Annotated in this window: 21 protein-coding genes; 15 read left to right on the top strand and 6 right to left on the bottom strand. The window is 42.6% G+C overall.

The genetic code is table 11. The features are described from left to right. Positions 1 to 395 precede the first annotated feature (395 nt). The 4 genes from NST74_RS28790 (at position 396) to NST74_RS28775 (ending at position 7,596) form a co-directional block, all read left to right on the top strand. Entirely contained in the window at positions 396 to 950 is a 555-nt protein-coding gene (locus tag NST74_RS28790) for a LemA family protein (protein WP_341115654.1), read from the top strand. 55 nt (positions 951 to 1,005) lie between these two features. Beyond that, complete coding sequence (locus NST74_RS28785) at positions 1,006 to 1,641, top strand: response regulator transcription factor (RefSeq protein ID WP_341115653.1); 636 nt, start codon at positions 1,006 to 1,008, stop codon at positions 1,639 to 1,641. 217 nt (positions 1,642 to 1,858) lie between these two features. Next, a complete protein-coding gene (locus NST74_RS28780; protein WP_341115652.1) occupies positions 1,859 to 6,937 on the top strand; it encodes an AAA family ATPase in 5,079 nt (1,692 codons plus the stop codon). Then, entirely contained in the window at positions 6,934 to 7,596 is a 663-nt protein-coding gene (locus NST74_RS28775) for a response regulator transcription factor (RefSeq protein WP_341115651.1), read from the top strand. Before NST74_RS28780 ends, NST74_RS28775 begins: the two co-directional genes overlap by 4 nt. 3 nt (positions 7,597 to 7,599) lie before the next feature. On the opposite strand, the gene NST74_RS28770 is transcribed toward NST74_RS28775, so the two are convergent. Beyond that, the gene (locus NST74_RS28770) at positions 7,600 to 7,890 is read right to left on the bottom strand and encodes a DUF2752 domain-containing protein (protein WP_231574313.1); all 291 of its coding nucleotides are present in this window, start codon (positions 7,888 to 7,890) and stop codon (positions 7,600 to 7,602) included. Between the two features lie 100 nt (positions 7,891 to 7,990). After that, entirely contained in the window at positions 7,991 to 8,329 is a 339-nt protein-coding gene (locus NST74_RS28765) for a DUF4234 domain-containing protein (RefSeq protein ID WP_094875359.1), read from the bottom strand. A gap of 227 nt (positions 8,330 to 8,556) precedes the next feature. On the opposite strand from NST74_RS28765, the gene NST74_RS28760 reads away from it, so the two are divergent. Next, the gene (locus NST74_RS28760) at positions 8,557 to 8,898 is read left to right on the top strand and encodes a zinc ribbon domain-containing protein YjdM (protein ID WP_042131582.1); all 342 of its coding nucleotides are present in this window, start codon (positions 8,557 to 8,559) and stop codon (positions 8,896 to 8,898) included. A gap of 70 nt (positions 8,899 to 8,968) precedes the next feature. Here NST74_RS28760 and NST74_RS28755 read toward each other — a convergent pair whose 3' ends face one another. Both NST74_RS28755 and NST74_RS28750 read right to left on the bottom strand, forming a co-directional pair. Continuing rightward, positions 8,969 to 10,624: a histidine kinase N-terminal 7TM domain-containing diguanylate cyclase gene (locus NST74_RS28755; protein WP_341115650.1), complete on the bottom strand. Its 1,656-nt coding sequence runs from the start codon at positions 10,622 to 10,624 to the stop codon at positions 8,969 to 8,971. A 48-nt stretch (positions 10,625 to 10,672) separates the two neighbouring features. Further along, positions 10,673 to 12,394 (bottom strand): putative bifunctional diguanylate cyclase/phosphodiesterase, encoded by a 1,722-nt coding sequence (locus tag NST74_RS28750; protein ID WP_341115649.1) that lies wholly within the window; start codon positions 12,392 to 12,394, stop codon positions 10,673 to 10,675. Between the two features lie 219 nt (positions 12,395 to 12,613). Here NST74_RS28750 and NST74_RS28745 point away from each other — a divergent pair, with 219 nt between their 5' ends. From NST74_RS28745 to hmpA, 9 genes are all read left to right on the top strand, one after another. Next, positions 12,614 to 13,672, top strand: a complete 1,059-nt coding sequence (locus NST74_RS28745; protein WP_341115648.1) for an LLM class flavin-dependent oxidoreductase — start codon at positions 12,614 to 12,616, stop codon at positions 13,670 to 13,672. Between the two features lie 77 nt (positions 13,673 to 13,749). Beyond that, positions 13,750 to 14,205: a RidA family protein gene (locus NST74_RS28740; protein WP_341115647.1), complete on the top strand. Its 456-nt coding sequence runs from the start codon at positions 13,750 to 13,752 to the stop codon at positions 14,203 to 14,205. A gap of 153 nt (positions 14,206 to 14,358) precedes the next feature. Then, positions 14,359 to 15,393 carry a C40 family peptidase gene (locus NST74_RS28735; protein ID WP_341115646.1) on the top strand — a complete coding sequence of 345 codons (1,035 nt, stop codon included), beginning with the start codon at positions 14,359 to 14,361 and terminating at the stop codon, positions 15,391 to 15,393. 70 nt (positions 15,394 to 15,463) lie between these two features. Continuing rightward, positions 15,464 to 16,141 (top strand): YdeI/OmpD-associated family protein, encoded by a 678-nt coding sequence (locus tag NST74_RS28730; RefSeq protein WP_341115645.1) that lies wholly within the window; start codon positions 15,464 to 15,466, stop codon positions 16,139 to 16,141. A gap of 114 nt (positions 16,142 to 16,255) precedes the next feature. Continuing rightward, on the top strand, positions 16,256 to 16,951 hold the full coding sequence (locus NST74_RS28725; protein WP_042131576.1) for a response regulator transcription factor: 696 nt from the start codon (positions 16,256 to 16,258) through the stop codon (positions 16,949 to 16,951). Between the two features lie 106 nt (positions 16,952 to 17,057). Beyond that, a complete protein-coding gene (locus NST74_RS28720) occupies positions 17,058 to 17,915 on the top strand; it encodes a M15 family metallopeptidase (protein ID WP_341115644.1) in 858 nt (285 codons plus the stop codon). Continuing rightward, positions 17,912 to 18,433 carry a VanZ family protein gene (locus tag NST74_RS28715; protein WP_341115643.1) on the top strand — a complete coding sequence of 174 codons (522 nt, stop codon included), beginning with the start codon at positions 17,912 to 17,914 and terminating at the stop codon, positions 18,431 to 18,433. The genes NST74_RS28720 and NST74_RS28715 overlap by 4 nt, the downstream gene beginning before the upstream one ends. Before the next feature lie 45 nt (positions 18,434 to 18,478). Then, the gene (locus NST74_RS28710; RefSeq protein WP_076120334.1) at positions 18,479 to 19,315 is read left to right on the top strand and encodes a YitT family protein; all 837 of its coding nucleotides are present in this window, start codon (positions 18,479 to 18,481) and stop codon (positions 19,313 to 19,315) included. Positions 19,316 to 19,533: 218 nt separating this feature from the next. Continuing rightward, on the top strand, positions 19,534 to 20,739 hold the full coding sequence (gene hmpA / locus NST74_RS28705; RefSeq protein ID WP_341115642.1) for an NO-inducible flavohemoprotein: 1,206 nt from the start codon (positions 19,534 to 19,536) through the stop codon (positions 20,737 to 20,739). Positions 20,740 to 20,804: 65 nt separating this feature from the next. On the opposite strand, the gene NST74_RS28700 is transcribed toward hmpA, so the two are convergent. Together NST74_RS28700 and NST74_RS28695 are read right to left on the bottom strand one after the other, a co-directional pair. Beyond that, positions 20,805 to 21,911: a PdaC/SigV domain-containing protein gene (locus NST74_RS28700; RefSeq protein ID WP_341115641.1), complete on the bottom strand. Its 1,107-nt coding sequence runs from the start codon at positions 21,909 to 21,911 to the stop codon at positions 20,805 to 20,807. A gap of 202 nt (positions 21,912 to 22,113) precedes the next feature. After that, the gene (locus NST74_RS28695) at positions 22,114 to 22,980 is read right to left on the bottom strand and encodes a metallophosphoesterase (RefSeq protein WP_341115640.1); all 867 of its coding nucleotides are present in this window, start codon (positions 22,978 to 22,980) and stop codon (positions 22,114 to 22,116) included. Between the two features lie 106 nt (positions 22,981 to 23,086). Between NST74_RS28695 and NST74_RS28690 the strand changes: the two genes are divergently transcribed. Further along, entirely contained in the window at positions 23,087 to 23,908 is an 822-nt protein-coding gene (locus NST74_RS28690) for a methyl-accepting chemotaxis protein (RefSeq protein WP_341115639.1), read from the top strand. Positions 23,909 to 23,917: the final 9 nt, after the last annotated feature.

Genomic DNA, 23,917 nt, shown 5'->3' with positions numbered 1-23,917 from the left:
CATAGGCAAAAGAAAACAGGCGAATTGTGGTGTGTTCAACCATGATTCGCCTTTTTTTTGAAATATAAAAATGTATAGGTTTCACGCTATTTAGTATCCTTATATTTCTACAATAACCGTTTCTTCTTGTGGTTATCTAATTGTACGCCGCTTTTATTTGGTAGATGCCTGGACAGATGTTTCATCTATTGCTGAGTGCTTCTGCTCTGCTTTGTGGCAAAAGTGGTGTGGGCAAGGTTTGGAAACCCCTTTTAAATCCTTATATCATAAATTTATCCATTTTGTAATATGACAGAAGTGATGACAACACTCACTATAACCGAACATGTCTTTTAATTATAATGAATCCGATGGTCCAACTCTTCCAGCCCATTCAATCAAATATATTAGAGGTGATGCAGATGTTAGGAATCGGATTGACCATCGTTGTTATAATCGGGGCTTATTTAATGGCTGCGTACACTCGATTGTTAAGCAGGCGTAATCGTGTGAGAGAATCTTTTGCTACCATAGAAGGTTATTTACAAAATCGGGTTGAAGCATTAACAGAAGTTGCGAAGATGGTTATTTCTTATGCTAAACATGAACACGAAACATTGGCGCTTGTACATAGAATGCGTGCTGGTTTAAGTGCTGATCATCTTCCGGTTGAGAAGCTGATTAGATATGTGGAAATGGAAAAGTATATTCACTCGATCAATGTTCAGGCAGACTATTATCCAGAGCTTAAGGCTAGCGATCCGTTTATCAAATTGCAACAAAGGATCTATATCTTAGAGGAAAACCTATCTGCCAGCAGACGTATCTATAACGAAAATGTGACAAGCTATAACACGATGATAAGTACCCTTCCTACGCTTTTACTTGCAGGGGCTATTGGATTTAAGCCGGAAATCTTGCTCAAGATGGAAGGGGCCAAACGAGCAGACGTTAATTGGACGGTATCCTAAGTAGATTTGATACGGAGAATTAAGAATGTCATGAGGTTTAGAGGGAGGCGTATCTATGAAAATTGTTATTGTAGATGATCATTCTTTAGTTAGAAGAGGGCTGGCATCTGTCATTTCAATGCAGCCAGATGTGCAATTTGCTGGTGAAGCTACAAATGGTCAAGAAGCATTTGATGTGATTGAAGCGACAAAGCCAGATATTGTTCTCATTGATCTTAAGCTTGTTGATGAATCGGGATTGGATGTCATCAAGACAGCACGTGCCCGCGGCATTGTCAGTAAGTTCATTCTGTTGACTTCCTCTGCGAGCAGAGAGGATTTTTTGAGGGCTGAAGAAGTACCGGTTGATGGATATGTCCTAAAAGAGGCATTGCCGGAGGAATTACTCTTTGCTATCCAGTTGGTGCACAAAGGGCGAAAGTATTACGATCCTGGCTTAATGGAAGAAAAGATGCGTATTAGCGGCGGCAGTCCGACGGATGAATTGACACCGAAAGAGAAGGAAGTACTGATTGAACTTGGACAAGGTGCTTGCAACAGAACGATTGCTACACATCTCTTTATCAGTGAATTTACAGTGAAGAAGCATGTCAGCCAGATTTTAGCGAAGCTACAGGTTAATGACCGGACACAGGCAGCACTGTACGCAAACGCGATAGGACTGACCAAATACGAAATGTCTTATGAGTAGAAATATAACCATAGTTTTAAATACGAGGAGGTGTCCCAGCAGCCAGATCATAGCTCTTGGGACACCTCCTAAAGTTTTAGGAGGTTATATCAAACAACTAATGGTAGAACTAAATATAACATAGAGTAGTACGGCGAGATCAGATGATATAATGAGTATAAATATTTTGCGATATTGCGTATTCTGTCTACCTAATTGTAACTAGGGAGTGCTGTTCATGTTTGAGTTTCCCGGATACCAAACGTTAGATCTGATAGAGACTATCTCAGATATCAGGCTGTACAGACTCCTACGTCAAGAAGATGGCCTTAGGGTTATCGCCAAGACAACTACAGGTGAGTACCCGGGATCTGCCATGGTCGATGCTTTTCGATATGAGTATGACATGCTTAAGCGGCTTAGCGGTCGTGGAGCAATCGAGGCGTATAGTCTGGAGATCACGCCGGATCGGCCAGTCCTTCTCTTAAAGGATATAGAGGGGCGTATGCTGGATCAGATACTACGTACACCTGATTCACTGGAGCTTCCAGCGCTGCTTCGGATCGCTATCGGTGTTGCTGATTGCCTTATGCAAATTCATCGTGAGAAAATAACACTAAATGAACTAACCCCCGCTCATCTAATCGTCAATCCTATTACTTTTGAAGTGAAATTTATCGATATACGAATGTGCTCCACGGAAAGTGACACCAGTCCATTGTCACCCTTAAGCGGGCGACCGGATGCCTTGCTTCCTTATATATCGCCAGAACAAACGGGTCGAACTGGGTTGAACCCAGACTATCGATCTGACTTTTATTCGCTTGGAGTCCTTATGTATGAGTGTCTCTCAGGCAGCCGCCCTTTTGAGCTTCATGATGTTGTTGATATTGTATATCGTCATCTTGCAGATACACCTGAGCCTTTACATCGAAGGGTTTCCACTATCCCTCTAACTGTCTCTGACATTGTTGGTAAATGCATGGAGAAAATGCCTGATGCGAGATATGCCAGCGCTTTTGGAATCAAGTCAGATCTTGAGGAATGTCTATCCCACCTACAACAATTCGGGTACCTCGAGCCCTTCCTGTTAGGAAGTTGGGATATTCCGGAACGCTGGATGGTACCAGAACGATTCTACGGGAGACATTTTGAGAAACTAAGCTTACGAGAAGAACTGAAACGAGCATCACAAGGTGCTGTAAAGACGGTCTGGCTTAGTGGTGAGAGTGGTATCGGCAAGACAACCTTTCTAAAAGAAACGCTTAGAAATTCGATTTCTTCGGATGGTTTTTTCGCCAGAGGCAAATTCGAATCACTACATACCTCACTCCCTTATGGCATCTGGCATCAAGTGATAGAAGAATTGGTCAGTCAACTGCTGATGGAAACGAAGCTGCAGGTGGAGGTTTGGAAGCTGCGTATTTTACAAGCTGTAGACGGTTACGGGCAACTGCTGATCGAACTTGTCCCTAAGCTTGAGCTTTTGATTGGTCCGCAACCTTCCGTGCCTCCGTTGCCGCCGCTGGAAGCTCAGCATCGATTTCAATTGATCATGAGCCGATTTATTCAACTCTTTCCTCATGAGGATCATCCTTTGATCTTGATATTGGACAATATGCAATGGGCCGATGAAACATCGCTGCAATATCTCACTTCACTTATAGAGGACACGGCCACGAGTCATCTGCTAATCGTTCTTTCTTATCGTGATCGGGAAATTACGAGGCTGCACCCACTCAGTAGTCTGGAAAAACATTTGATAGACCGCAACGTAGTGATGAGTAAAATTTCTCTACAGGCGCTTGAACTAACCGATATAAAACAACTGCTATTGGATGTTATGCGTTACGAGGCTGCTGACTTGGAGGAGCTAGCGCGGGTACTTCTGCATAAGACAGATGGGAATCCATTATTTATTAAGCAATTCCTTCAGGATTTGATTGATGATCAGCGAGTGGTATTTGACGAGGATATTCGAAGCTGGAAATGGGACCTCCAGCGTATTACTGAATTGAATGTTCCCGATAATGCAGCAGCCTATCTTTCAAGTAAATTACAGCAATTTCCCGATCAGACGGTACATGCGCTTAGTAGAGCCGCTTTACTGGGCAGCCTGTTTGATGTGGGAATGCTTGCCGGAATTATGGAGATTCCGATAGAGATATTGACTGAAGCATTGGCAGTTGCGGTAAATGGACGCTTGCTACAACCTGTTAACGGAGAGGAACATACGCATTTTAAATTCCAACACAACCGTATTCATCGGGCGGCTTATGCGCTTGTTCCCGAAGAGGAGCGCCCAGAGCTGCATTGGAAGATTGGTATGCTATTGCTAGACCGCAGCTCTCTTAATGAAGGAACAGTCCTATTTGAAGCTGTCCATCATTTGAATCAGGCGATTGTGTGGATAGATCGCCCGGAGCAGAGGCTTCAACTGGTAGAACTGAACTTAAGGGCAGGGATAAGCGCAAAGCAAACCACCGCACATGAGACAGCCTTACAATATATGCTTCAGGCGACAGCGATGCTAGAGGAGCAGAGCTGGGAGGAGCATTATGGACTAACCTTCCGGGTATTTCGGGAGAGGGCCGAGCTCGAATACTTATGTTCACATTTTGATAAGGCGAATGAATTATTTCATCTGTTAATCCATAAAGCTGCGACAAATACAGATAAGGCTTACATCTACGCGATGAAGGTTCAATTGGAAGCAAGTAATGATAACCATGAAGAAGTTATCTCCTTAGGTCGACATACATTATCGTTATTGAAAGTGAGCCATCAATTTGATCCTAGCTATGTTCAATTGACGCTTCAATGGTTAAGATTGCGGCGCAGACTACAGAAGGTCTCACTCGAATCGCTTAACCTCTTACCGCCGATGACGGACGAGGCTCGTAGAGTCGCAATGTCCACTTTAGAACATACGAGCAATGCCTGTTTCTATGTCAACCGGGATGGGTGGCTCGCTTCTTCCTTCACCATGATTGAATTGACACTCGATTATGGGATGACTCCGCAGGCTTCCATTGGATTCATAGGCTATGCAATGTTTCAATACTATTACTTCCGGAATGATGAAGAAACATTTAAATGGGCCATGCTGGCATGCAGCTTATCAGAACCCTATCCGAAAGTGCATATGACAACCTTAGCTGCGTTCGCCATGTGCTACGATAGCTGGCGGCATTATGATCCAGCTATGCTCCGTACGTTTACCGAGAAAGCAGGAAAAGTGGGACTGGAATCAGGTGACTTATGGAAGGGTAACCAAAGTGTGTTAATCAACTGTGCCTCGCTCTTACAATTTGGACATCCGTTAGACGATATCTATGATCGATTAATTGCGCATTCCGGAGATTTGCTGCGCCATAACAACAGTCTTCATTGTAAGCAGGCTATCATAGCTGTAGCTACTCTAGTTCGATTGACAGGTTATCGCTCTGTAGATGATCCATTTAACATTGCAGAGATTAGCGAACCTGATTTTGCACAGTCGGTTCATGGAGATACCTTTAATTTTATACAAGAAATGGTCTGGATATATCAATATTTAACAGGTTATATATTTGGGGATTACCGCGAAGCTAGTGAGGCATTAGCGAAATCAGCTGCCATTATAAAATCACGTGAAGATAGTTTAGACAGTCCCATGCAGATCATGTATGAATGTTTAGTCTGGGCTCAGTTGTATGAGGAATATAACGCTGAAGAGCAACGTATATATCGGGCAAAAATGCGCAGTTGCCTGAAGAAAATGAAAAAGCTTGCTAAGCGTTGCCCGGTAAATTATGAGCATAAATATCTGTTGATGAAGGCTGAGCTGATTCGCCTATCGCGAGATCCACGACAAGCTGAAGCCTTGTATGAGCAATCTATTGAGGTTGCTCGTATCAACGGCCATATTCACGATTTAGCGATGGCAGCGGAGTGCTACGGCAAGTATGGACTTCGTCATGGCAAATTGCATCTAGCAAGAATCTATATGACTGAAGCCTACGAGGCTTATCTGCAATGGGGCGCAAAGGCTAAAGCGGCTGACCTTGAGCAGCAGCACAGTAATCTGCTGCATATTAAACGTGAGCCCGGACTCGATCGGGTCGATTCCCTTTCTGTGGTGATGTCTGCACAAGCTTTGTCGGGTGAGATGGAAATGAGCCGATTATTGGGCACGCTGATGCGGATTATGCTCCACAATGCTGGAGCCGAATATGGGGCGGTTATTTTTGATCATGAAGGAAGATGGATGGTTGAGGCCCACGGGACATCGGAAGCCCTGCATATCGAATCCGTTCCTCTCGGGGAAGAGTCAGATCTTGTTCCGGCAGCGATTATAGCCTACGCGGCAAGAACACAGGAGCAGGTAGTCTTACATGATGCGCTCAGTGAGGGAATATTTGCACGTAACGCTTACGTTAGGGAGAATAGACTGAAATCGGTTCTTTGTCTTCCTATCATGAATCAGAATAAATTAGTGTGCTTGCTCTATTTGGAGAATAACCTATCACCAGGTGTATTTACACCGAGTAGGCTTGACGTGCTCAAGTTGCTAGGCTCTCAATGTGCCATCTCTATTGCCAATGCCAAGCTATATTCGGGGATTCAATATCTTAAGAAAAATTTAGAGGATCAAGTGACAGAAAGAACCCGTGACCTGGAGCGTTCGATGCGTGAGACGTCCGCAGCATTGGCTGAAGCCACAGTCTATGAGGAACGAAATCGTATCGCTCAGGAGATTCATGACATTGTTGGGCATACACTCACATCAACGATTCTTCAAATTGAGGCCGGAAAGCGTCTGCTCCAGAAGAAAGATATAGATAGCGGCGTTCAGCGACTGGTTGAGGCACAGGATCTTGTCCGTCATAGCTTAAATGAAATCCGTGGCTCAGTTCATATGCTGAAGGAGGACAAGTATTCCGATCTCACGGTCATGTTGAAGCAACTGATCCGTGATACAGAGCGTAATGCAGGCGTTGTCATTCATGCCATTATTTATGATCTGCCGGACGCCATGTCAACAGCCTATAAAAAGGCCATTTATCATGCTTTGCAGGAGGGCCTAACAAATGGAATCAGACACGGTAAGAGTATGGAGTTCCATTTTAGTCTGGAATCTGTCGGAGCGAATTTACAGTTTAGGCTCAAAGATCGTGGGTCAGGAGATAGTCAAATAGTGATGGGTTTTGGACTTAGGACGATGAAAGAACGGGTGGAGCAACTGGGAGGCAGCTTATCCATCGATTCAGAAATGAATGAGGGCTGTCTACTGGAGATTGATCTGCCCATGCGAAGGGTTGGGAATAGAAAATGAATAAGATAAAGATTGTAATTGCCGATGATCAATTGTTGACGCGTGAAGGACTCCGCACCATTCTGGATCTGGAGGATGATATGGAGGTAGTAGGTGCTGCCAAGAACGGGGAAGAGGCCTGCGAGATGGTGGAAGCATTCCAGCCCGACCTGGTACTGCTTGATGTTCAAATGCCGATTATGAACGGGATCAGTGCATTAAAACGAATCAAGCAGATTCGTCCGGATATATTCATTCTGATTTTGACCACTTTTATAGAGACCGATTATATTGTTGAGGGCATGGCATTCGGAGCAAGCGGCTATATGCTGAAGGATATGGATGCAGACAAAATGATTGCCTCGATTCGTGATACGATATCAGGGCAATTTATTCTGCCAGCCCCGGTAGCAGCCAAATTGGCGACGAGGATGAATAGATTGACGGAAGAGTATGAACACCGGCAAAGCTCCAATAGGGGTGGTATGAGTCTGACAGAACGAGAAGAGGAGCTGGCGCAGCTCATTATCCGGGGACTCAATAACCGCGAAATTGCCGATACACTGCATATCGCGGAGGGAACAGCGCGTAATTATATTAGCAATCTTTATAGCAAATTAGAGGTGGTTGACCGGGCCCAGGCGATTGTGCGGCTTCAAGCTATGATGTATCCGTTGTAGATGCTAACGAATTACTGTAGGGGCCAAATAATCAAATAGCGGGAAATTTCTCAGTACTCCAAATGTAACAGTCAGGATCAACATCGCAGCCATAATTACATGGCTAAGAGGCTGGATACGCTTTTTCTCAGTGAACAAGTACAGCATATACAGAGGTGCTAGAACAAATAGCAACGGGTTAAATCTGAACGCTTGAACGAAGTCGAATCTCAACAAGGATAGAATAACTCTTGTGATTCCACATCCAGGACAATAAAATCCAGTCCACTCATGAAATAAACAAGGTATACCCATATTGGTTAAGGGCATCCATACGGTGAAATAGAGTAAGCCTAGGAGACTTAGGGACACACTCCAAAATAGTTTAGGGTGTGTCCTCTTATAATTGGTTAAATTAGACCAATTTATTAACATCTGATTGCACCAAAGCGTATGTGACAATACCAAAACTAAAGATTGTAAGGATCACATAAAGAGCTGAATTATCGGATACGAGTTGGCCGCGTTGTCTTTGAGCTTCTGCAACATGTTTACCGATCTGATAGGCCCAAACAAGGCTCCATATCCCGCAAGTAATCAATGTCAGAAGGAAATGCTTTCCTCCTGTAAATGTGTAGTCTCCGCTTAGCTTCCCTACGTCATTGGTTAGAACAATAAACCAAAATATTCCGTATATTCCACATGTAATTAATGACAATATAATGGAAAATGCGACACTTCTTTGACTAATCATTGTTCACTCTCCTATGTATTTACATGAAAATTTGACATTATTATCATAGTCAATTGTGAAAGTATATACAAGATAATATTTAGTAGTCTATTGTATGCGGGAATTAGGAAGTGTAGAGCAAAATTACTGTTTCGAAATAGTGGAATCCTTACTGGATATGAAATATACTTTTATAGGTTAGCCGTAAGAGAGCTAGAATTTGAACTACGATTGGAGAAAATGAAACGATGTCTAATTTACCAAACTGCCCGAAATGTAATTCTGAGTACACTTATGAAGATGGAAGTCTACTAGTTTGCCCGGAATGTGCACATGAGTGGACATTAGAATCAGAGTCTGAGAATAGTGAAGATCAAAAGGTTATCAAAGATGCCAACGGCAATGTATTAAACGACGGTGACTCAGTAACTGTAATCAAAGACCTTAAGGTAAAAGGAAGCTCATCCGTTCTGAAGATTGGTACCAAAGTTAAAAACATCCGTTTAGTGGACGGAGATCATGATATTGATTGCAAAATTGACGGATTTGGAGCTATGAAATTAAAATCTGAATTTGTTAAAAAGATATAAAAAGAAAGAATCAGCTTACCTTCGATAGAAGTAGGCTGATTCTTTTTTTGTGACAGTATTTGAACACGCGTCATCTTATGATCTCAACAATTTGGTTTCGTCCTGCATTTTTGGCTTGATATAAGGCTTTGTCCACAGATTCGAATAAATCATTTAGTTGATTGGTCGGGCTTTCTGTATACTGCTCCGCAAAATTATTAATAGACAATAGCCCCATGCTTACAGTAATGGATACAGAATGAGCTACCTCATCCACATGTACTTTATTGGCCTCTATCATGAACTTAATATGCTCTGCCCAGCGGTTTGCTTGTGTATGGTTCGTATTTGGTAAATAGACGATAAACTCTTCACCGCCATACCGTGCCAGGATATCCGTCTCCCTCAGCGATTGCTTAATGACCTCTACCGTACTGCAAATTACAACATCGCCGACTAAATGGCCGTAATTGTCATTCACCGTTTTGAAAAAGTCGATATCCAGTAGAATGATGGCAAAGGGCTGCTTCAATATCATGTTTTCTATGATCTCATGCTCTAAGTGCTGCGTTAAGTAATGACGGTTATAACAACCTGTTAAGCTGTCGGTTATGGCCATCAGCTTAAGTTTTTGGTTGGTCTGAGAAAGCTTATTTTGGATTTGAATTAATGCCAGATTACGCTCTTGCAGTATCTCGTTCTGATGATTAGTCTCAGCAATGAGGCGATGCAGCTCGCTTCTATCCTGAAAAGTGAGAATCCGTCCAACCATGATCTCGCCTACGACAATGGGTGCCGCTGTAATATTGATGTATGCTTGGAGCGAGGTGTAGAATACTTCAACTTCGGTTCTCTCCATGGGCTGTTTAAGATATGTATGTTGAAACAATCGGAAAGCGCTGGCAGTCTGCTCCATAGGTGTTAGCGCCGATAAGTCGAAGCGATCACCGATCTGTAGGTTGATTTTTGGCAAAAGCGATCGATTGATCTCTACCACAGTCTCGTTATCATCCAGTACAAGAATACCTAGTGTGAGTGTGTCAATGATATCCTGATGGGCGATGGTTACGAGATCAAATATTTTATCGCGATGAATGGCGATGACGAAAAAGATAGCAGAGATTAGTATCCCCAGAGAGGTCATCCCGGGAATCACCGGCTGAGATTTAAACAGCACCACATTAAGAAAGACATCCAGTAATACAAATACAGTCAACACTAGTACACCCTTGAGTACATGAGTAACCTGTTTTTTGATCCGCTGGGTGGCGTTTGATATAAGCGCTGAATAGATGATATACAGAGAAAAAATAATGGTGGTGATTAAAAAGAGAATAAACAGCCAAAAAAGCGGTCCATAGGATCTTTCAACATATCCACCATGCATAGGCAGTACAAAGCTTTGCTTCGGATTGACGATCACGCCTATTAAGATGAATGCTGCCACAATGTATAGGATCAGAGTTTTCTTTTTTCGAAGGAGGTATGATTTACCAGTGAGGAATATCGTAAAAAGAAGCCATCCAATCGTTAACAGGATCGAGTCAATAAAAGCGAGCTTCACATAAAATAATTGAACATCGGGATCCGCTGTAGTTTTGAGAGCAAATTGACAGAAAGGCCATAGCATCATAGTAAAATGAAAAATCAAGTACACCTTATGTAAGTTAGTGATTGTTACGGAAATAAATATGTAGATGAATAGAGCGAACAGAACGAAGAATAATGATAGGTCAATCCATGTCATGACATTCAATTAGGTAACACCTTCTTATATAAAAAAATAGGTTCATCTTTATTCATTTAAGCTCGAAACCTTCTCCCACTCGGTTAGCAGCTCTTTTACACTCTGTGCGGACTGTGGCTTACTGAACAAGTAACCTTGAATTTTATCGCAGCCTTGCTCTTGTAGATAATCGAGTTGTACGGTTTGCTCCACACCTTCTGCAATCACACACATATTCATGCGTTTACCAATCATAATAATTTGTTCAACGAGAACGGCTTGATGTGTCCCTGTTCGAATGGAATCAATAAAGGACTTGTCTATTTTCAAAGTAGAGATCGGCATGTGTGTAAGATAACTTAAGGAGGAATACCCGGTACCAAAGTCGTCCAATGCAATTTTGATATTGTGGGCTCTGAGTTCAGTCAGCTTACTGCTCACATATTCGTAGGATTCAACCAGAACACTCTCTGTAATCTCTAGCTCTAAGTATTCAGGCTCTAGCCCGGAAGCTTGCAAGGTGTCAAGAACTAGCTCATTGAAGTCGCTTTGCAGTAGCTGCAGCATTGAAATGTTAACAGACATCGTTAGATGTGATAATCCTTGTTCATGAAGGTTTTTCAAAAAGGTACAGGCTGTTCTGAGCACCCACGCTCCAAGAGGAATGATGAGATGGGAATCCTCTGCTATTTTGATAAACTTGTCTGGAGGTACCATGCCTAGTATAGGATTGTTCCAGCGCATAAGAGCCTCTAGTCCGGTCACCCTATTCTGAGTCAGATCAATCTGGGGTTGATAGAAAACTTCCAGCTCATTGTTCTCTAAAGCACTGTATAACTGCTTCTCAATGTTCATTCGCTCAGTGAAGGTATCATTCAACGGTTGATCGAACACAATAATTTGGCCCTTGCCGGCGTCTTTAGCTTTATACATAGCAATGTCTGCGGATTTAAGGAGCTCCATAATATTACTGCCATGATCAGGGTGAGTACTGATTCCGATGCTTAGGCTAACATGCAACAGACTGTCGTCCATCTCAATCGCATCTTTAAAACCGGCAATAATGTGGGAGGCTACGCTAGTTATGCACTGACTGTTCTCAATAGAATATAAAAGAACGATAAATTCATCCCCGGCGAAACGATACACTTCACCACTGCTCCCAACCAGGGACACCAACCTCTCACTAACCTTAACAATTAGCCTATCGCCAAATTCATGGCCCATCGTATCATTAACATATTTGAAGTAATCAATGTCGATGAACATTAAGGCTGCAATGTTGTTCAGTTTCAAAATGCGAGGCCCATTCTCATAAAAAGCTAATTTATTAGGCAGGCCGGTTAATAGATCATGATACGCCAGGTAATGCATTCTTTCTTCATTCAGGGTTAGCTTCTCTTGATTCTCAATAAGCTGATCATATTGCTGTCTGAGTTCTTCTTCCGTAGCTGTGATTTCCTCATAGGCGGCTTCTAAATTTTCGTGGGCGCACACCCTATCCCTATAGGCAAGATCCAGTTTCTTCTCGATCCTTTTAATCCGTTTCAGAGTACCTAGAATTAATGCAAAGATAAGCAAAGCTGTTATGAGGACAAAGAACCAGCCTTTAATTATATTAATAAGTCTTATCCACTCCGGATCTCGCGTAAAAGCGGAAACGGCCTTATCTGTTATGGGGATCCATAAGCACCCTACAATAAAATATATTACGGCGATTTTTAAGGAGCCCCGAACAGGGTTGAAGGTTTGTTTCGTTATGGAATTTTTGTGTTTGTTTCTTTGAAGCATATGTCCCTCCTATATCAAGCATGAAAGCTACTTGTTTTAGATCATTTCAACATATTTCATCAAAATCCTCTATTTGTCAGTGATGTTCTGCAAATTTTAAGAATAGGCTTTTGGACAAGCTGGAGCTAGGCATTAATGCCTAGCTATACTTGACCGTAACTTGTGTTATAATCAAACAAACAACTCGAAGAGAAAATTATAGTTAAGGGGGATTTGTAAGTGGAAATAGGAATCAGTACGTTCGTAGAAACAACACCGGATGTTCAAACGGGTGAATTAATAAGTCATGCGGAGCGATTGCGCGAGGTAGTAGAGGAGATTGTTCTTGCGGATAAGGTGGGCTTAGATATATTTGGTGTGGGTGAGCATCATCGAAAAGATTATGCCGTATCTTCTCCAGCAGTTTTGCTGGCTGCGGCTGCCTCACAGACGACACGAATTCGGTTGACCAGTGCGGTAACCGTGCTTTCCTCTGCTGATCCAGTACGTGTATTTCAGGATTTCGCAACACTCGATGGAATCTCAAATGGACGAGCGGAAATCATGGCAGGCCGGGGTTCCTTTATCGAATCTTTCCCGCTCTTTGGATACGATTTAAATGACTACGATGAGTTATTCGATGAGAAGCTGGACCTGTTATTAAAGTTAACGGCATCCGAAAAAGTAACCTGGAGTGGAAATCACCGTCCTGCCATTAATAATCTGGGCATTTATCCACGCCCTGTTCAGAATCCTTTGCCTGTATGGATTGGCAGTGGCGGCAATACAGAATCTGTGATTCGTGCAGGCCTGCTCGGGCTACCTCTTGTGCTCGCGATAATCGGAGGCAGTCCGCTGCAGTTTGCTCCACTGGTGAAGCTCTATAAGAAAGCGGCAGCCCAAGCAGGACATGATGTATCGAAGCTCCCGGTTGCCTCACACTCACACGGCTTTATTGCAGAAGATAATCAGCTTGCTGCCGATATGTTCTTTCCTTCTACACAGGCCAGCATGAACGTGATTGGCCGGGAGCGCGGATGGGGTCATTACAGTCGGGCGAGCTATGATGCGGCTCGTAGATTCGAAGGCGCTTTATATGTAGGAGATCCAGATACTGTTGCTGAAAAAATCATTCACCTACGCAAACACGTAGGGATTACACGATTTATGCTGCATGTACCGCTAGGTACGATGCCTCATAAGGATGTAATGAAAGCTATTGAGCTATTGGGTACTGAAGTAGCACCCATTGTTCGAGCTGAGATATCGAGATGGGAAGCAGAGGTTGAAGCAAAATAGGATTGACCCCATTCAGATTAACTAGTATGATCTTACCAATTTATTGAAGCTGTTGTGAATTGGAGGGGGATACTGAAGTGACGGATCGAATCATAGCGGACAGACTTGAAGAATTAGGTATTGTCCTGCCAAGTGCTAGTGAACCGGCGGCAAAGTATGCTAACTACGTCATTGTTAATGGATTATGCTTTGTATCGGGCAAAGGACCAGCCGGACATCCCAAAGGGAAGCTGGGCCAAGATTTCACTACCGAAGAAGGCTATCATTATGCACGTCAGACAGGGGTTGAGATTCTTGCCGTCCTTGAGTCAGCTTTAGGCTCCTTGGATAAAGTGAAGCGAGTGATCAAAATTCAAGGATTTGTGAATGCCGATCCCTTATTCGAAGAACATCATAAAGTACTCAATGGTTGTTCTGATTTAATGCTGGAGGTATTCGGAGACAAAGGCAGTCATGCACGTTCGGTATTGGGCGCTGTTTCTGTAAGGGATAATCTTCCGATCATTATCGATTCTATTTTTGAAGTGGATTAACAAGAGGGCTGTGGTACCGAAAGGTGACCGCAGTCCTTTTTTTTATATGGTTTGAGCTGTAGCTAGACGGCAACCCCAATAATTGTAACAAAACTAATTACCCTTTTTTTAGTAATAACAATTGAACATATCAATCAACGAGGTGATGACATCATGAGGATTCATAAGAAAGCCACTCTATTTGCACTACTTACATCTATACTCTATGCAGCTCCAGCCCATGCGGAGGTAACGCCTTTGAATCAGGTTACAGGTGTTTTTCTGGATGATCGGCAGCTTGAATTAGAGACTCAGCCCTTGCTCATAAACGGTACAACGCTTGTTCCCATGCGTAAGCTGTTTGAAGAACAGGGAGCAAAGATTTCATGGAACAATGATACCAAAACAGTTAAGGTCACTAAGGGAAATCTGGTGCTGACCTATCAAATAGGAAATTTAACCGCGAACAAAAATGGACAAGCCTTAAGCTTAACCATCCCGGGCCAGGTTGTCGGTGGTAACACGATGATGCCGCTGCGTTTTGTCAGTGAGGCTCTAGGTAGTACCGTGAAATGGGAGGCTAGTACTCGGATAGTCCGCATCTACTCAGCGATGAATTACGATACAACGATTCTTTATGGGGTTAATCTGCGCAGTTCGCCAAATTCATCGGACCAATCAGGTGTTCAGCAAATGTTGTCTGCAGGTGAGAAGGTACATGTGATTAGGGAAGTGGATGCTTTCTGGTTAGAAGTGCGAACGCAAGACAACAAGACGGGATACATATCCGCTAAACCCAAATATAGCAATTATACTAGTGAGTCGCTCGCTGAGAAACAGGGAAGCGCACTGCTTGCTTACGGCGAGAAGTATCTGGGAACCCCTTATGAATTTGGTGCAGCAACGAACCAGACGTCTACATTCGACTGCTCTTCTTTCGTAGGGCATTTATTTGAGGATGTATTGTCGGTGGATCTGCCGCGCACCTCCTATAATCAAGCCAAAGAAGGGAAGGAAGTTGGGATCAACGAGCTGCGTAAAGGAGATTTATTGTTCTTTAGTGCACGTGGTCTCGACATTGGTCATGTTGCCATGTATGCGGGAAATAATCAGATATTGCATACGTATTCCAAGGAGAAAGGCGTTCATTATGAAGCTCTAAGCGAGAAGTGGAAGAAGCGGTTTGTGACGGCGCGTAGAATGTTTTAGATTAGGTAGCGATTAGGCTATAATGATCACGATGAAGAAGCGTCCGAATATATTTGGGGGATGAAGCAGATTGGCTAAGACCATAGTAGAAAATTTGAATTTACAGAAATACGACCAGGTCGCTGTTCTAGATAAACCGGAGGGCTCTGATTATTTAGCTGAATTGTCCGATTATGATACTTCGCTAAATGGAGCATATGATCTTATATTTGCTTTTGTACTAGATATGTCGTCATTACAAGAACTAGTGAACCGTGTGATAGAACATCAGCATCTTCGTAAGAATGGCTATCTCTTTGTGGCGTATCCTAAAAAGGGAAACAAAGTGTATCCAACCTTTATTCATCGTGACGACTTACTAGAGGGTCTGGGCAGTGATGAGAATGGCTACATCGGGGAAAGCCATATTAAATTTGCACGCATGGTTGGATTGGACGATGTCTTTACCGTTGTGGGGTTAAAAGAAGACGCTAAGGGTAAAGGTCAGCTTTCCAATGCCCCAAGTCAATCTGTGGAAGACTATATTTCTTTTATTCCAAATGTGGAAGAAGATCTGAAAGATACACTGGATCTTCTTACCATCTATCAATCGCTTACCCCGGGCTATCGTAAAGATTGGGCTCGATATGTATATAGTGCCAAACAAGAGGCAACAAGAGCTAAGCGTAAAGAGGAAATGAAGATGATTCTACGGGCGGGTTATAAGAGCCGTGAGCTGTATCGACAAGCCAGTAGTACAGAATCTTAAATCGACCTTTCTTTATTAATTTCATCGAAACCACTTCATCCTAGGAGTGGTTTTTAAGTTTGGGGTATAATGGATGTAGATCATATAGCATAAACCTACAGGGGTGAAATATAGATGAAGCGCATCACGATTTTAATCGCGGATGATGAGGCGGAGATTGCCGATTTGGTGGCCTTACATTTGCAAAAAGAGGGGTATCATATCATTAAAGTATCGGATGGACGGGCAGCGGTACAAGCTATTGAGTCCCAAACGGTAGATCTGGCGATTCTGGATATTATGATGCCAGGGCTGGATGGCTACGAGGTAACCCGTCATATTCGGGAGCAGCATCATCTGCCGATTATCTTTTTAAGTGCGAAGACTTCTGATCTGGATAAGATCACGGGACTTGTTATGGGCGCAGATGATTATATGACCAAACCGTTCAATCCAATGGAATTAGTAGCCCGCGTTAATTCTCAACTTCGCCGCTCTATACAATTTAGTCAGCCCGCAGCCATTCCAAAATCGGTGCTTGAAGTAGGTGGCTTGATGATCTCACCGGAGGAGCATACCGTCACCCTTTACGGCGAGGTGATAGATTTAACTCCGAAAGAGTTTGATATTCTGCATTTATTAGCCAGTCATCCCAAGCAGGTGTTTAGCGCAGAGAGCATTTTTCAACAGGTGTGGGGAGAAGCTTATTATGAGAGTGGCAACACGGTCATGGTGCATATCCGTACTTTGCGCAAAAAACTTGGAGAAGACATGAATAAGAATAAATTTATTAAGACAATCTGGGGCGTAGGATATACCTTTACTGGATAGGCAGTGAGATTTGTATATTTTAAGAAAAACTTTATAATTGCCCTGCTTTTTCTTTAAAGTGTCTTCGTTATTCTATTCCTATCGAGGAAATGGGAGGACATTACGGATGAAAAAGTGGGGCTTTTTGATGATCATTGTGTTGTTGCTTGGTTATGCGGCCGCTCGTTATTTACCGGATACGGGTAATCTGGCTGATAAGAATGATAAGATCGGGAAAGGATCGATTAGAGATAGCGATAGTATAAAGGTGGTTACGCAAGATCAGGTATATCAAGGAGATTTATTGCTGGTGAACAAACAATATCCGGTACATGAGGACAGCGTGAAGTCTGATATTGTGACCTTATATGATCAGAAGGATCTGGTTCAAGGGTATGGTTTACTAGATACCTCTATTCGTTTGTCTGAAAGTGTAGCACTTAAATTCAATAAGATGATCAAGGCTGCGGAGAAAGACGGCGTGAATCATTTTTTGATTAGCAGTGGGTACAGGGACTTTGATGAGCAAGAGAAATTGTATGAGGAAAAAGGTTCAGACTATGCTTTACCGGCACAATATAGTGAACATAATTTAGGCTTATCACTGGACATCGGATCGTCTCAAGCAGAAATGAGCAAAGCGCCTGAGGGCAAATGGCTGCAAAACAATGCTTGGAAATATGGCTTTATTCTACGCTATCCTAAAGACAAAACGGAGATTACGGGGATTAAATATGAACCTTGGCATTTCCGTTATGTCGGGTTGCCGCACAGTGCAATCATTCATGAGAAGGGGATTGTGCTGGAACAATATTTAGATCTTTTGAAGGAGAATAGTGAAATTTCAACGGTTGTAGATGGTAAAACATATACAGTAAGCTATTATCCAATATCGGGATATACAAGTATTAAGATTCCAAAGAAAGGGCAATATAAAACGTCGGGTGACAATATGGATGGCGTAATTGTGACTACAGTTCAATGAGTACAGAGCCTAAAAGCATGTCTACTATGAAATTATTGCTGGCAGCCATATTTATCATTTATATGTATTTCTTGATCCGAATCATTTTATTTAAAGGGGCACCTTTTAGCTTGCAATCACTTTGGGAACAGGCGGGGCGTATGCTTGAGCATCCTGACAGAATTTTTCATCGACAGGGCAACTATATACCCTTTAAAGAGATCTCGCGAGGGATAGAGCAACTGTCATTTTCAGATCCGTTTTCATCGCTTAATTTGGTGGGCAATCTTCTGGCATTTATTCCGTTTGGGATCATGGTCCCTATGCTATTTTCACAAAAAGAAAGGTTATTCCGAAAAGTCTTCATGCTCTCTTTTGCGCTGAGTCTGAGCTTTGAAGTAACACAATTGGTATTGTATATCGGCACCTTTGATGTGGATGATCTGATCTTAAACACTTGCGGTGGGGTAGTCGGTTACGCCATATATAGAATGCTGGTTTCTTCTGGATTGTTTACAACTATATCGAAGCGGTGTTAGTATTTGTGGATGGTAGATATAGACAGAGGGTAGAAGGGGCATGGTATGAAAAAGCGTATTTCGGATATTGTTTCCATCATTGTAGGAGCATTGTTGTTCTCTTTGGCCGTTAACTTGTTTGTGATTCCGAACGAGTTCGGTGAAGGCGGGGTAACGGGATTGACTATGATTACATACTATTTGTATCAGTGGTCACCAGGTATTGTTAGCTTGATTCTTAATGCTTTATTATTGATTGTGGGTTATAAATTTTTAGACAAAACGACGACGGTATATACAATTATTGCGGTGTTTTTTAATTCGTTATTCTTGATTCTTACAAAGAATTGGCATATCGCCAGCGATGAGTTGATCATCAATGCAATATTTGGAGGCATCTTGTCTGGTGTGGGTATCGGAATGATCATACGCGTGGGTGGGACGACCGCAGGGTCAACCATTATCGCCAGAATTCTGCATAAATTTTTGGATTGGAACGTTAGCTACGCTCTTCTCTTGGTCGATTTAGTTGTGGTATTTGCTTCGTATTTCATCATTGGTGTGCAAAGTCTGATGTTTACGATCGTGATGCTCTATATAGCGACTAAGGTGATGGACTTCATTATTGAGGGAGTGAATCCTAAGAAGGCCGTTACGATTGTATCCAAAGAGCAGGATAAAATTGCTGAACAAGTTAATCGAATTATGGATAGAGGGGTCACAGTTATTTATGGCCGAGGGTATTATACTAAAGAACCCAAAGAGCTGCTCTATATTGTCATTAGCAAGCAGGAAGTGACCATGCTTAAGAAGATCGTAAGATCGATTGATAAAGAGGCTTTTATCGCCATTCACGATGTAAGAGATGTGTTCGGAGAAGGCTTTGTGGAGCTGGCAAAATAAGAGCTAAAGTGCTGTCCGGTAGCTACGTGAGCTGCTTGGGCGGCTTTTTTTTTTTTTTGGATTGGGCATTCGGTTGTGATGGATATCATTGCATTTTCTGCTTGTTCACATTTTATTAAATTCTAAAGTGATTCAACGCACACTCGCTTATTTGCAGCTTCTATATGCTTTTTATAGAGGAATTATCTTATTGTATTGCAGGAGAGAGGGGTATTCATATGTTAGATCAACAAACGATTGCTATTATAAAATCAACAGTTCCTGTATTGCAGGTTCATGGAACAACCATTACTACGACCTTTTATGGCATGTTATTTGAAAACCATCCAGAGCTATTGAATATATTTAATCATGCCAATCAGCGGCAAGGCAGACAGCAGACAGCGCTTGCTAATGCAGTTCTTGCAGCGGCCATGAATATTGATCAGCTAGAAAATATCTTACCGGTGGTAAAACAGATTGCAGAGAAGCATCGAGCACTGGGTGTATTGCCTGAGCATTATCCGATCGTGGGTGAGACTTTGTTAGCTGCGATTGGGAAAGTGCTTGGTGATGCGGCAACACCGGAAATTATAGATGCATGGGCTAAGGCTTATGGGGTAATCGCAGATGCTTTCATAGGAGTGGAAGCAGAAAAATATCGTGAAGCTGCCGAAGTGCTGGGAGGCTGGAGTGGATTCAGAAACTTTATCGTCACTCGGAAGGTTAGAGAAAGTGAGCTTATTACTTCCTTTTACCTGTCTCCTGAGGACGGAGGGGCGATCGCCTCTTATTCCCCGGGTCAGTACATCACGGTTCGTGTTCAGCCAGAGGGTGAGGAATATACCCATGTTCGCCACTATAGTTTGTCCAGTGCTCCAGATCAGGCGTATTACCGTATCACTGTTAAACGGGAGAGCGAAGGGCTAGATAAACCTGCTGGCGTCGTATCTACTTATCTCCATGATGTCGTCCAAGTAGGATCGATATTAGAAGTGGGCTCTCCAGCGGGCGATTTCATACTGGATCAGACTAGTGACACTCCGGTGGTTCTAATCAGCGGTGGTGTAGGGCTGACTCCAATGGTAAGTATGCTGGAGACAATCATTGCTGCACAGCCAGAACGCGAGGTAACCTATATTCATGCAGCCATCAATGGAAGCTTGCATGCTATGAAGGATAGGGTGGCTGATTTAGCGCAATCTCATCCTGCTCTAAGTTCCTATGTATGTTATGAATCTCCAGGAGAAGGAGATAAGTGCAATAGATCTGGTTATATTGATCTTTCTTGGCTTCAAGAAATAGCAGACGTGAACGCTGAATTCTATTTCTGTGGGCCGACTCCTTTTATGAAGGCCATTTATAAGGCTCTCAAGGAATGGCAGGTACCGGAGGAGAGAATTCATTTTGAATTCTTTGGACCAGCCGGCAGTTTAGAAGAATAATAAAGATAACAAAAAGCACCTCAGCCGATTGGCTGAGGCGCTTTTTGCATTGCGTTAGTGGTGATTTATTTGAAAGAAGCAAATGGATTAGTGCCTTTAGGCAGTATTGAACTAAAATTAAAGGTATAGGTAGGGATTCCAGCTGCATAAGGTGCGATTTCATATTGTTGATAGAAGATAACTAAGCCACTTTCACTGACGAAGAAGGCAGGCTTCTCTGTTAGACCGCCAGTTGACTCCGGAAAAGCTACATCCTTAGTGCTTTGCTTCAACATTTTATCTAGTTTTTGTTTGTAGTTCGGTTCTGCTTTTAACAGGTCTTTAAGTTCTATTTTCTTACCATCCTTCAGTGAGAAGGTATGTCCCTCGCGAATGGTACCGCCGTGTGCTCCACCGCTATATCCATATTGATCGACTACAATACTAAGTACGCCTTCACGGTTAAAGGTGACAACATAAGTTTGAGAGTAGTCATATTTATGCTCTATCGTGCCATCTCTACGGCTGGCTTCTTTCTCAGCCTCTGAAGCGAATCGTTCAGCTTCTTTTTTGAAGGCTGTATTAATCGTGTTTTGCACTTCATCTGTTAGACCACTGATTTTTGGATACTGAATCTGAATAGTAGCATTTTTATTGCTCTTATCCAAGGTAACAGAGGTAATCTTGATATCATTCATCACCAGCTTACTAAGTTCTAGTGATTTCTGGACTGGATTATATACGCCTTGAATCCCTAAATAATCATTTAACAGCTTGAATGGGACATATAGGCGGTCATTGATCATCTTCGCTTCATGATTTCCGGTCATACTATAAATATAGTATCCATTCAAATCTGTGCTGACGCCATAGTCAGAAACCTCTAGGTTAAGCTTCATCGAGTCGCTGCCCACACTGTAAGTTCTAGTGGTTGAATTATAATCAATGGCAAGACCAAAGGCATCACGCAATACAGTTAAAGGAATCATGGTATTTCCGTCTACGATTTTCCCTTGCTGTGTTAAGACTTGGCCTTTATATTTAAGCACTACAGAAGGCTGTTGAGTGGCTTGTTTTACGGTATTTCCTCCGGTAGCTGCGGCATTAACAAAAGTTCCTCCTACTAGTCCCGATCCTCCAAGTAATACTCCAGCAGCTAATACAGCAGTCGTCCATTTCATTGTTTTATTCATGGTTATATTTCTCCTTCCCATTAATGGGCTTATGTAGTTCGATAGGTGTTGTTTTCCGCTATCACTCTTACGATTATACTTAAGCCTCTAATAGATTTGGTTACATCTGGGGTTACAGTGTTGTTGCATTGAATACGAAAAATCACAGAGATTCTAACGATTTTTTAACTTCCAGGTCTATTTTCTTTAACCATTATTGAATTTATGAATCAATAGGTGATCTCAAAGTAATTACGGTAAGCTCGGGACGACAATTAAAACGTATGGGCATACGAGTTACTCCAATCCCACGTGTCGTGTAGACCTGAAGTCGGCTGTTCGGAAGCTGGTATAATCCACTTGAATATTTACTGCCGTGAGGCGGGGTATACAAAGCGCCAACGAGTGGGAGGCGTACTTGCCCTCCGTGACTATGGCCGGATAATTGCAGGTCTATGGGAAGATCACTATATTCATCGGCAAAATCAGGCTCGTGGGCAAGGAGCAGGGTACATGTCTTGTCGGGGATATGGAGCAGCGCCTGATGGATATCTGCTTTGCCAACCCACGGATCATCCACCCCAGCAAGATAGAGCTCTTTTTCATCTTTTTTTAAGACAGCATGTTCATTATGAAGTACATGAAAGCCAGCTTGCGCTAATCCTTTCGTTACAGCTCTCCGAGTGCCAAAAGCATCGTGGTTACCTAACACTGCATATTGCCCAAAGGGTGCCCGCAACTGTGAACATATGTCTACAGCCTCAGAAATATAATCGACAGAATGATCTAGCAGATCCCCTGTGAAGCAGATCAGATCTGGACTTACCTGTTGAATTTGCTGTACTAACTCTGTTAAAGCTTCTGGCCTCGAGTATACGCCTAAGTGTAAATCACTGAAATGAACGATACGAAATCTTTCGAATGTAGGAGGGAGTAAAGGAAGTGTTATATCTATAGATTTTACTTCAAGCCAGTACGGCTCAACCCAGTGTGAATAAATGCCGGATACACTGGCTGTTCCAAGTAACCCCAGCGAGATTTGAGCACTTTTCTTTAAAAATTGACGTCTGCTAATAGGTTTAGTGTTCATGAATCCATCCTACGATAGGATTGTTACTTTAATATGACAATATTCATTATGTCACTCATTGTGTCGATAAACTTACATATACATTTACTTAATGGGAGATGAACAGATGAGTATTATCGATGCCTTAGTCCTCGCAGCACCTTATTTCAAAAAGATTCACTCGCAAGATATTATGATCGGTATAACGGACAGGGAAATCTTCCAGTATTATTCTCCGAGCAATGCCATTGATTTTGGACTGGTCAAAGGAAGTCCTATTCCACCTGAAGATCTAACGCTTTCAAATGGGTTAAAAGGTGAGGTTAGCTTTAACCGGATTCCAGCTGAAATTTATGGATCTCCTGTGATTTCAACATGTGTGCCTATATATGGAACAGACAACGAGGTAGTCGGCGTGTTCGCAATTGCCTACACGCTGGAGAACGAGAATAAGCTTGAGGTATTTACAGATGAGATTAATGGGATAAGCAATCACCTAATGGATATGGTTCAGAGCGTAGCCGCACAATCTCAAGAATTATCGGCCACCTCGCAGCAAATATTAGATAATACACGTAGAGCGGTAACAGAGTCTCAAGAAGTGAATAAGGTTACCAGCTTCATTCGTGAGATTTCTGAGCAGACGAACCTGCTAGGACTAAATGCTGCCATTGAAGCTGCGCGTGTAGGAGAGCAGGGGGCGGGCTTTGGCGTTGTGGCTAAGGAAGTACGAAAACTATCCGTAAATACCAAAGAAGCAACCCATAATATTGAAAAATCACTCAGTGATGTTCAAAAGTCCATTAAACAGATGGAGCTGGAAATTGAATCGATCTCCGCCTCTTCACACGCACAAGCAGAACTGGTCACTGAATTCAGCGGGGTGATTGAACGCTTAAATAAGGCCAGCAAAGAAATGACTACTTTCATGCAATCCATCATCCAATAAGGTGTAATG

The organism is Paenibacillus sp. FSL F4-0125 (assembly GCF_038008565.1).
Lineage (GTDB): Bacteria > Bacillota > Bacilli > Paenibacillales > Paenibacillaceae > Paenibacillus_AQ.
The sequence above is the reverse complement of the archived record's forward strand: the minus strand, read 5'-3'. Positions and strand labels throughout refer to the sequence as shown.

Bases quoted from the DNA above. Each gene is read 5' to 3' on its own strand.
- NST74_RS28790 (WP_341115654.1), top strand. From the start codon at position 396: ATGCAGATGTTAGGAATCGGATTGACCATCGTTGTTATAATCGGGGCT.
- NST74_RS28785 (WP_341115653.1), top strand. From the start codon at position 1,006: ATGAAAATTGTTATTGTAGATGATCATTCTTTAGTTAGAAGAGGGCTG.
- NST74_RS28780 (WP_341115652.1), top strand. From the start codon at position 1,859: ATGTTTGAGTTTCCCGGATACCAAACGTTAGATCTGATAGAGACTATC.
- NST74_RS28775 (WP_341115651.1), top strand. From the start codon at position 6,934: ATGAATAAGATAAAGATTGTAATTGCCGATGATCAATTGTTGACGCGT.
- NST74_RS28770 (WP_231574313.1), bottom strand. From the start codon at position 7,890: ATGGGTATACCTTGTTTATTTCATGAGTGGACTGGATTTTATTGTCCT.
- NST74_RS28765 (WP_094875359.1), bottom strand. From the start codon at position 8,329: ATGATTAGTCAAAGAAGTGTCGCATTTTCCATTATATTGTCATTAATT.
- NST74_RS28760 (WP_042131582.1), top strand. From the start codon at position 8,557: ATGTCTAATTTACCAAACTGCCCGAAATGTAATTCTGAGTACACTTAT.
- NST74_RS28755 (WP_341115650.1), bottom strand. From the start codon at position 10,624: ATGACATGGATTGACCTATCATTATTCTTCGTTCTGTTCGCTCTATTC.
- NST74_RS28750 (WP_341115649.1), bottom strand. From the start codon at position 12,394: ATGCTTCAAAGAAACAAACACAAAAATTCCATAACGAAACAAACCTTC.
- NST74_RS28735 (WP_341115646.1), top strand. From the start codon at position 14,359: ATGAGGATTCATAAGAAAGCCACTCTATTTGCACTACTTACATCTATA.
- NST74_RS28725 (WP_042131576.1), top strand. From the start codon at position 16,256: ATGAAGCGCATCACGATTTTAATCGCGGATGATGAGGCGGAGATTGCC.
- NST74_RS28720 (WP_341115644.1), top strand. From the start codon at position 17,058: ATGAAAAAGTGGGGCTTTTTGATGATCATTGTGTTGTTGCTTGGTTAT.
- NST74_RS28715 (WP_341115643.1), top strand. From the start codon at position 17,912: ATGAGTACAGAGCCTAAAAGCATGTCTACTATGAAATTATTGCTGGCA.
- NST74_RS28710 (WP_076120334.1), top strand. From the start codon at position 18,479: ATGAAAAAGCGTATTTCGGATATTGTTTCCATCATTGTAGGAGCATTG.
- hmpA (WP_341115642.1), top strand. From the start codon at position 19,534: ATGTTAGATCAACAAACGATTGCTATTATAAAATCAACAGTTCCTGTA.
- NST74_RS28700 (WP_341115641.1), bottom strand. From the start codon at position 21,911: ATGAATAAAACAATGAAATGGACGACTGCTGTATTAGCTGCTGGAGTA.
- NST74_RS28695 (WP_341115640.1), bottom strand. From the start codon at position 22,980: ATGAACACTAAACCTATTAGCAGACGTCAATTTTTAAAGAAAAGTGCT.
- NST74_RS28690 (WP_341115639.1), top strand. From the start codon at position 23,087: ATGAGTATTATCGATGCCTTAGTCCTCGCAGCACCTTATTTCAAAAAG.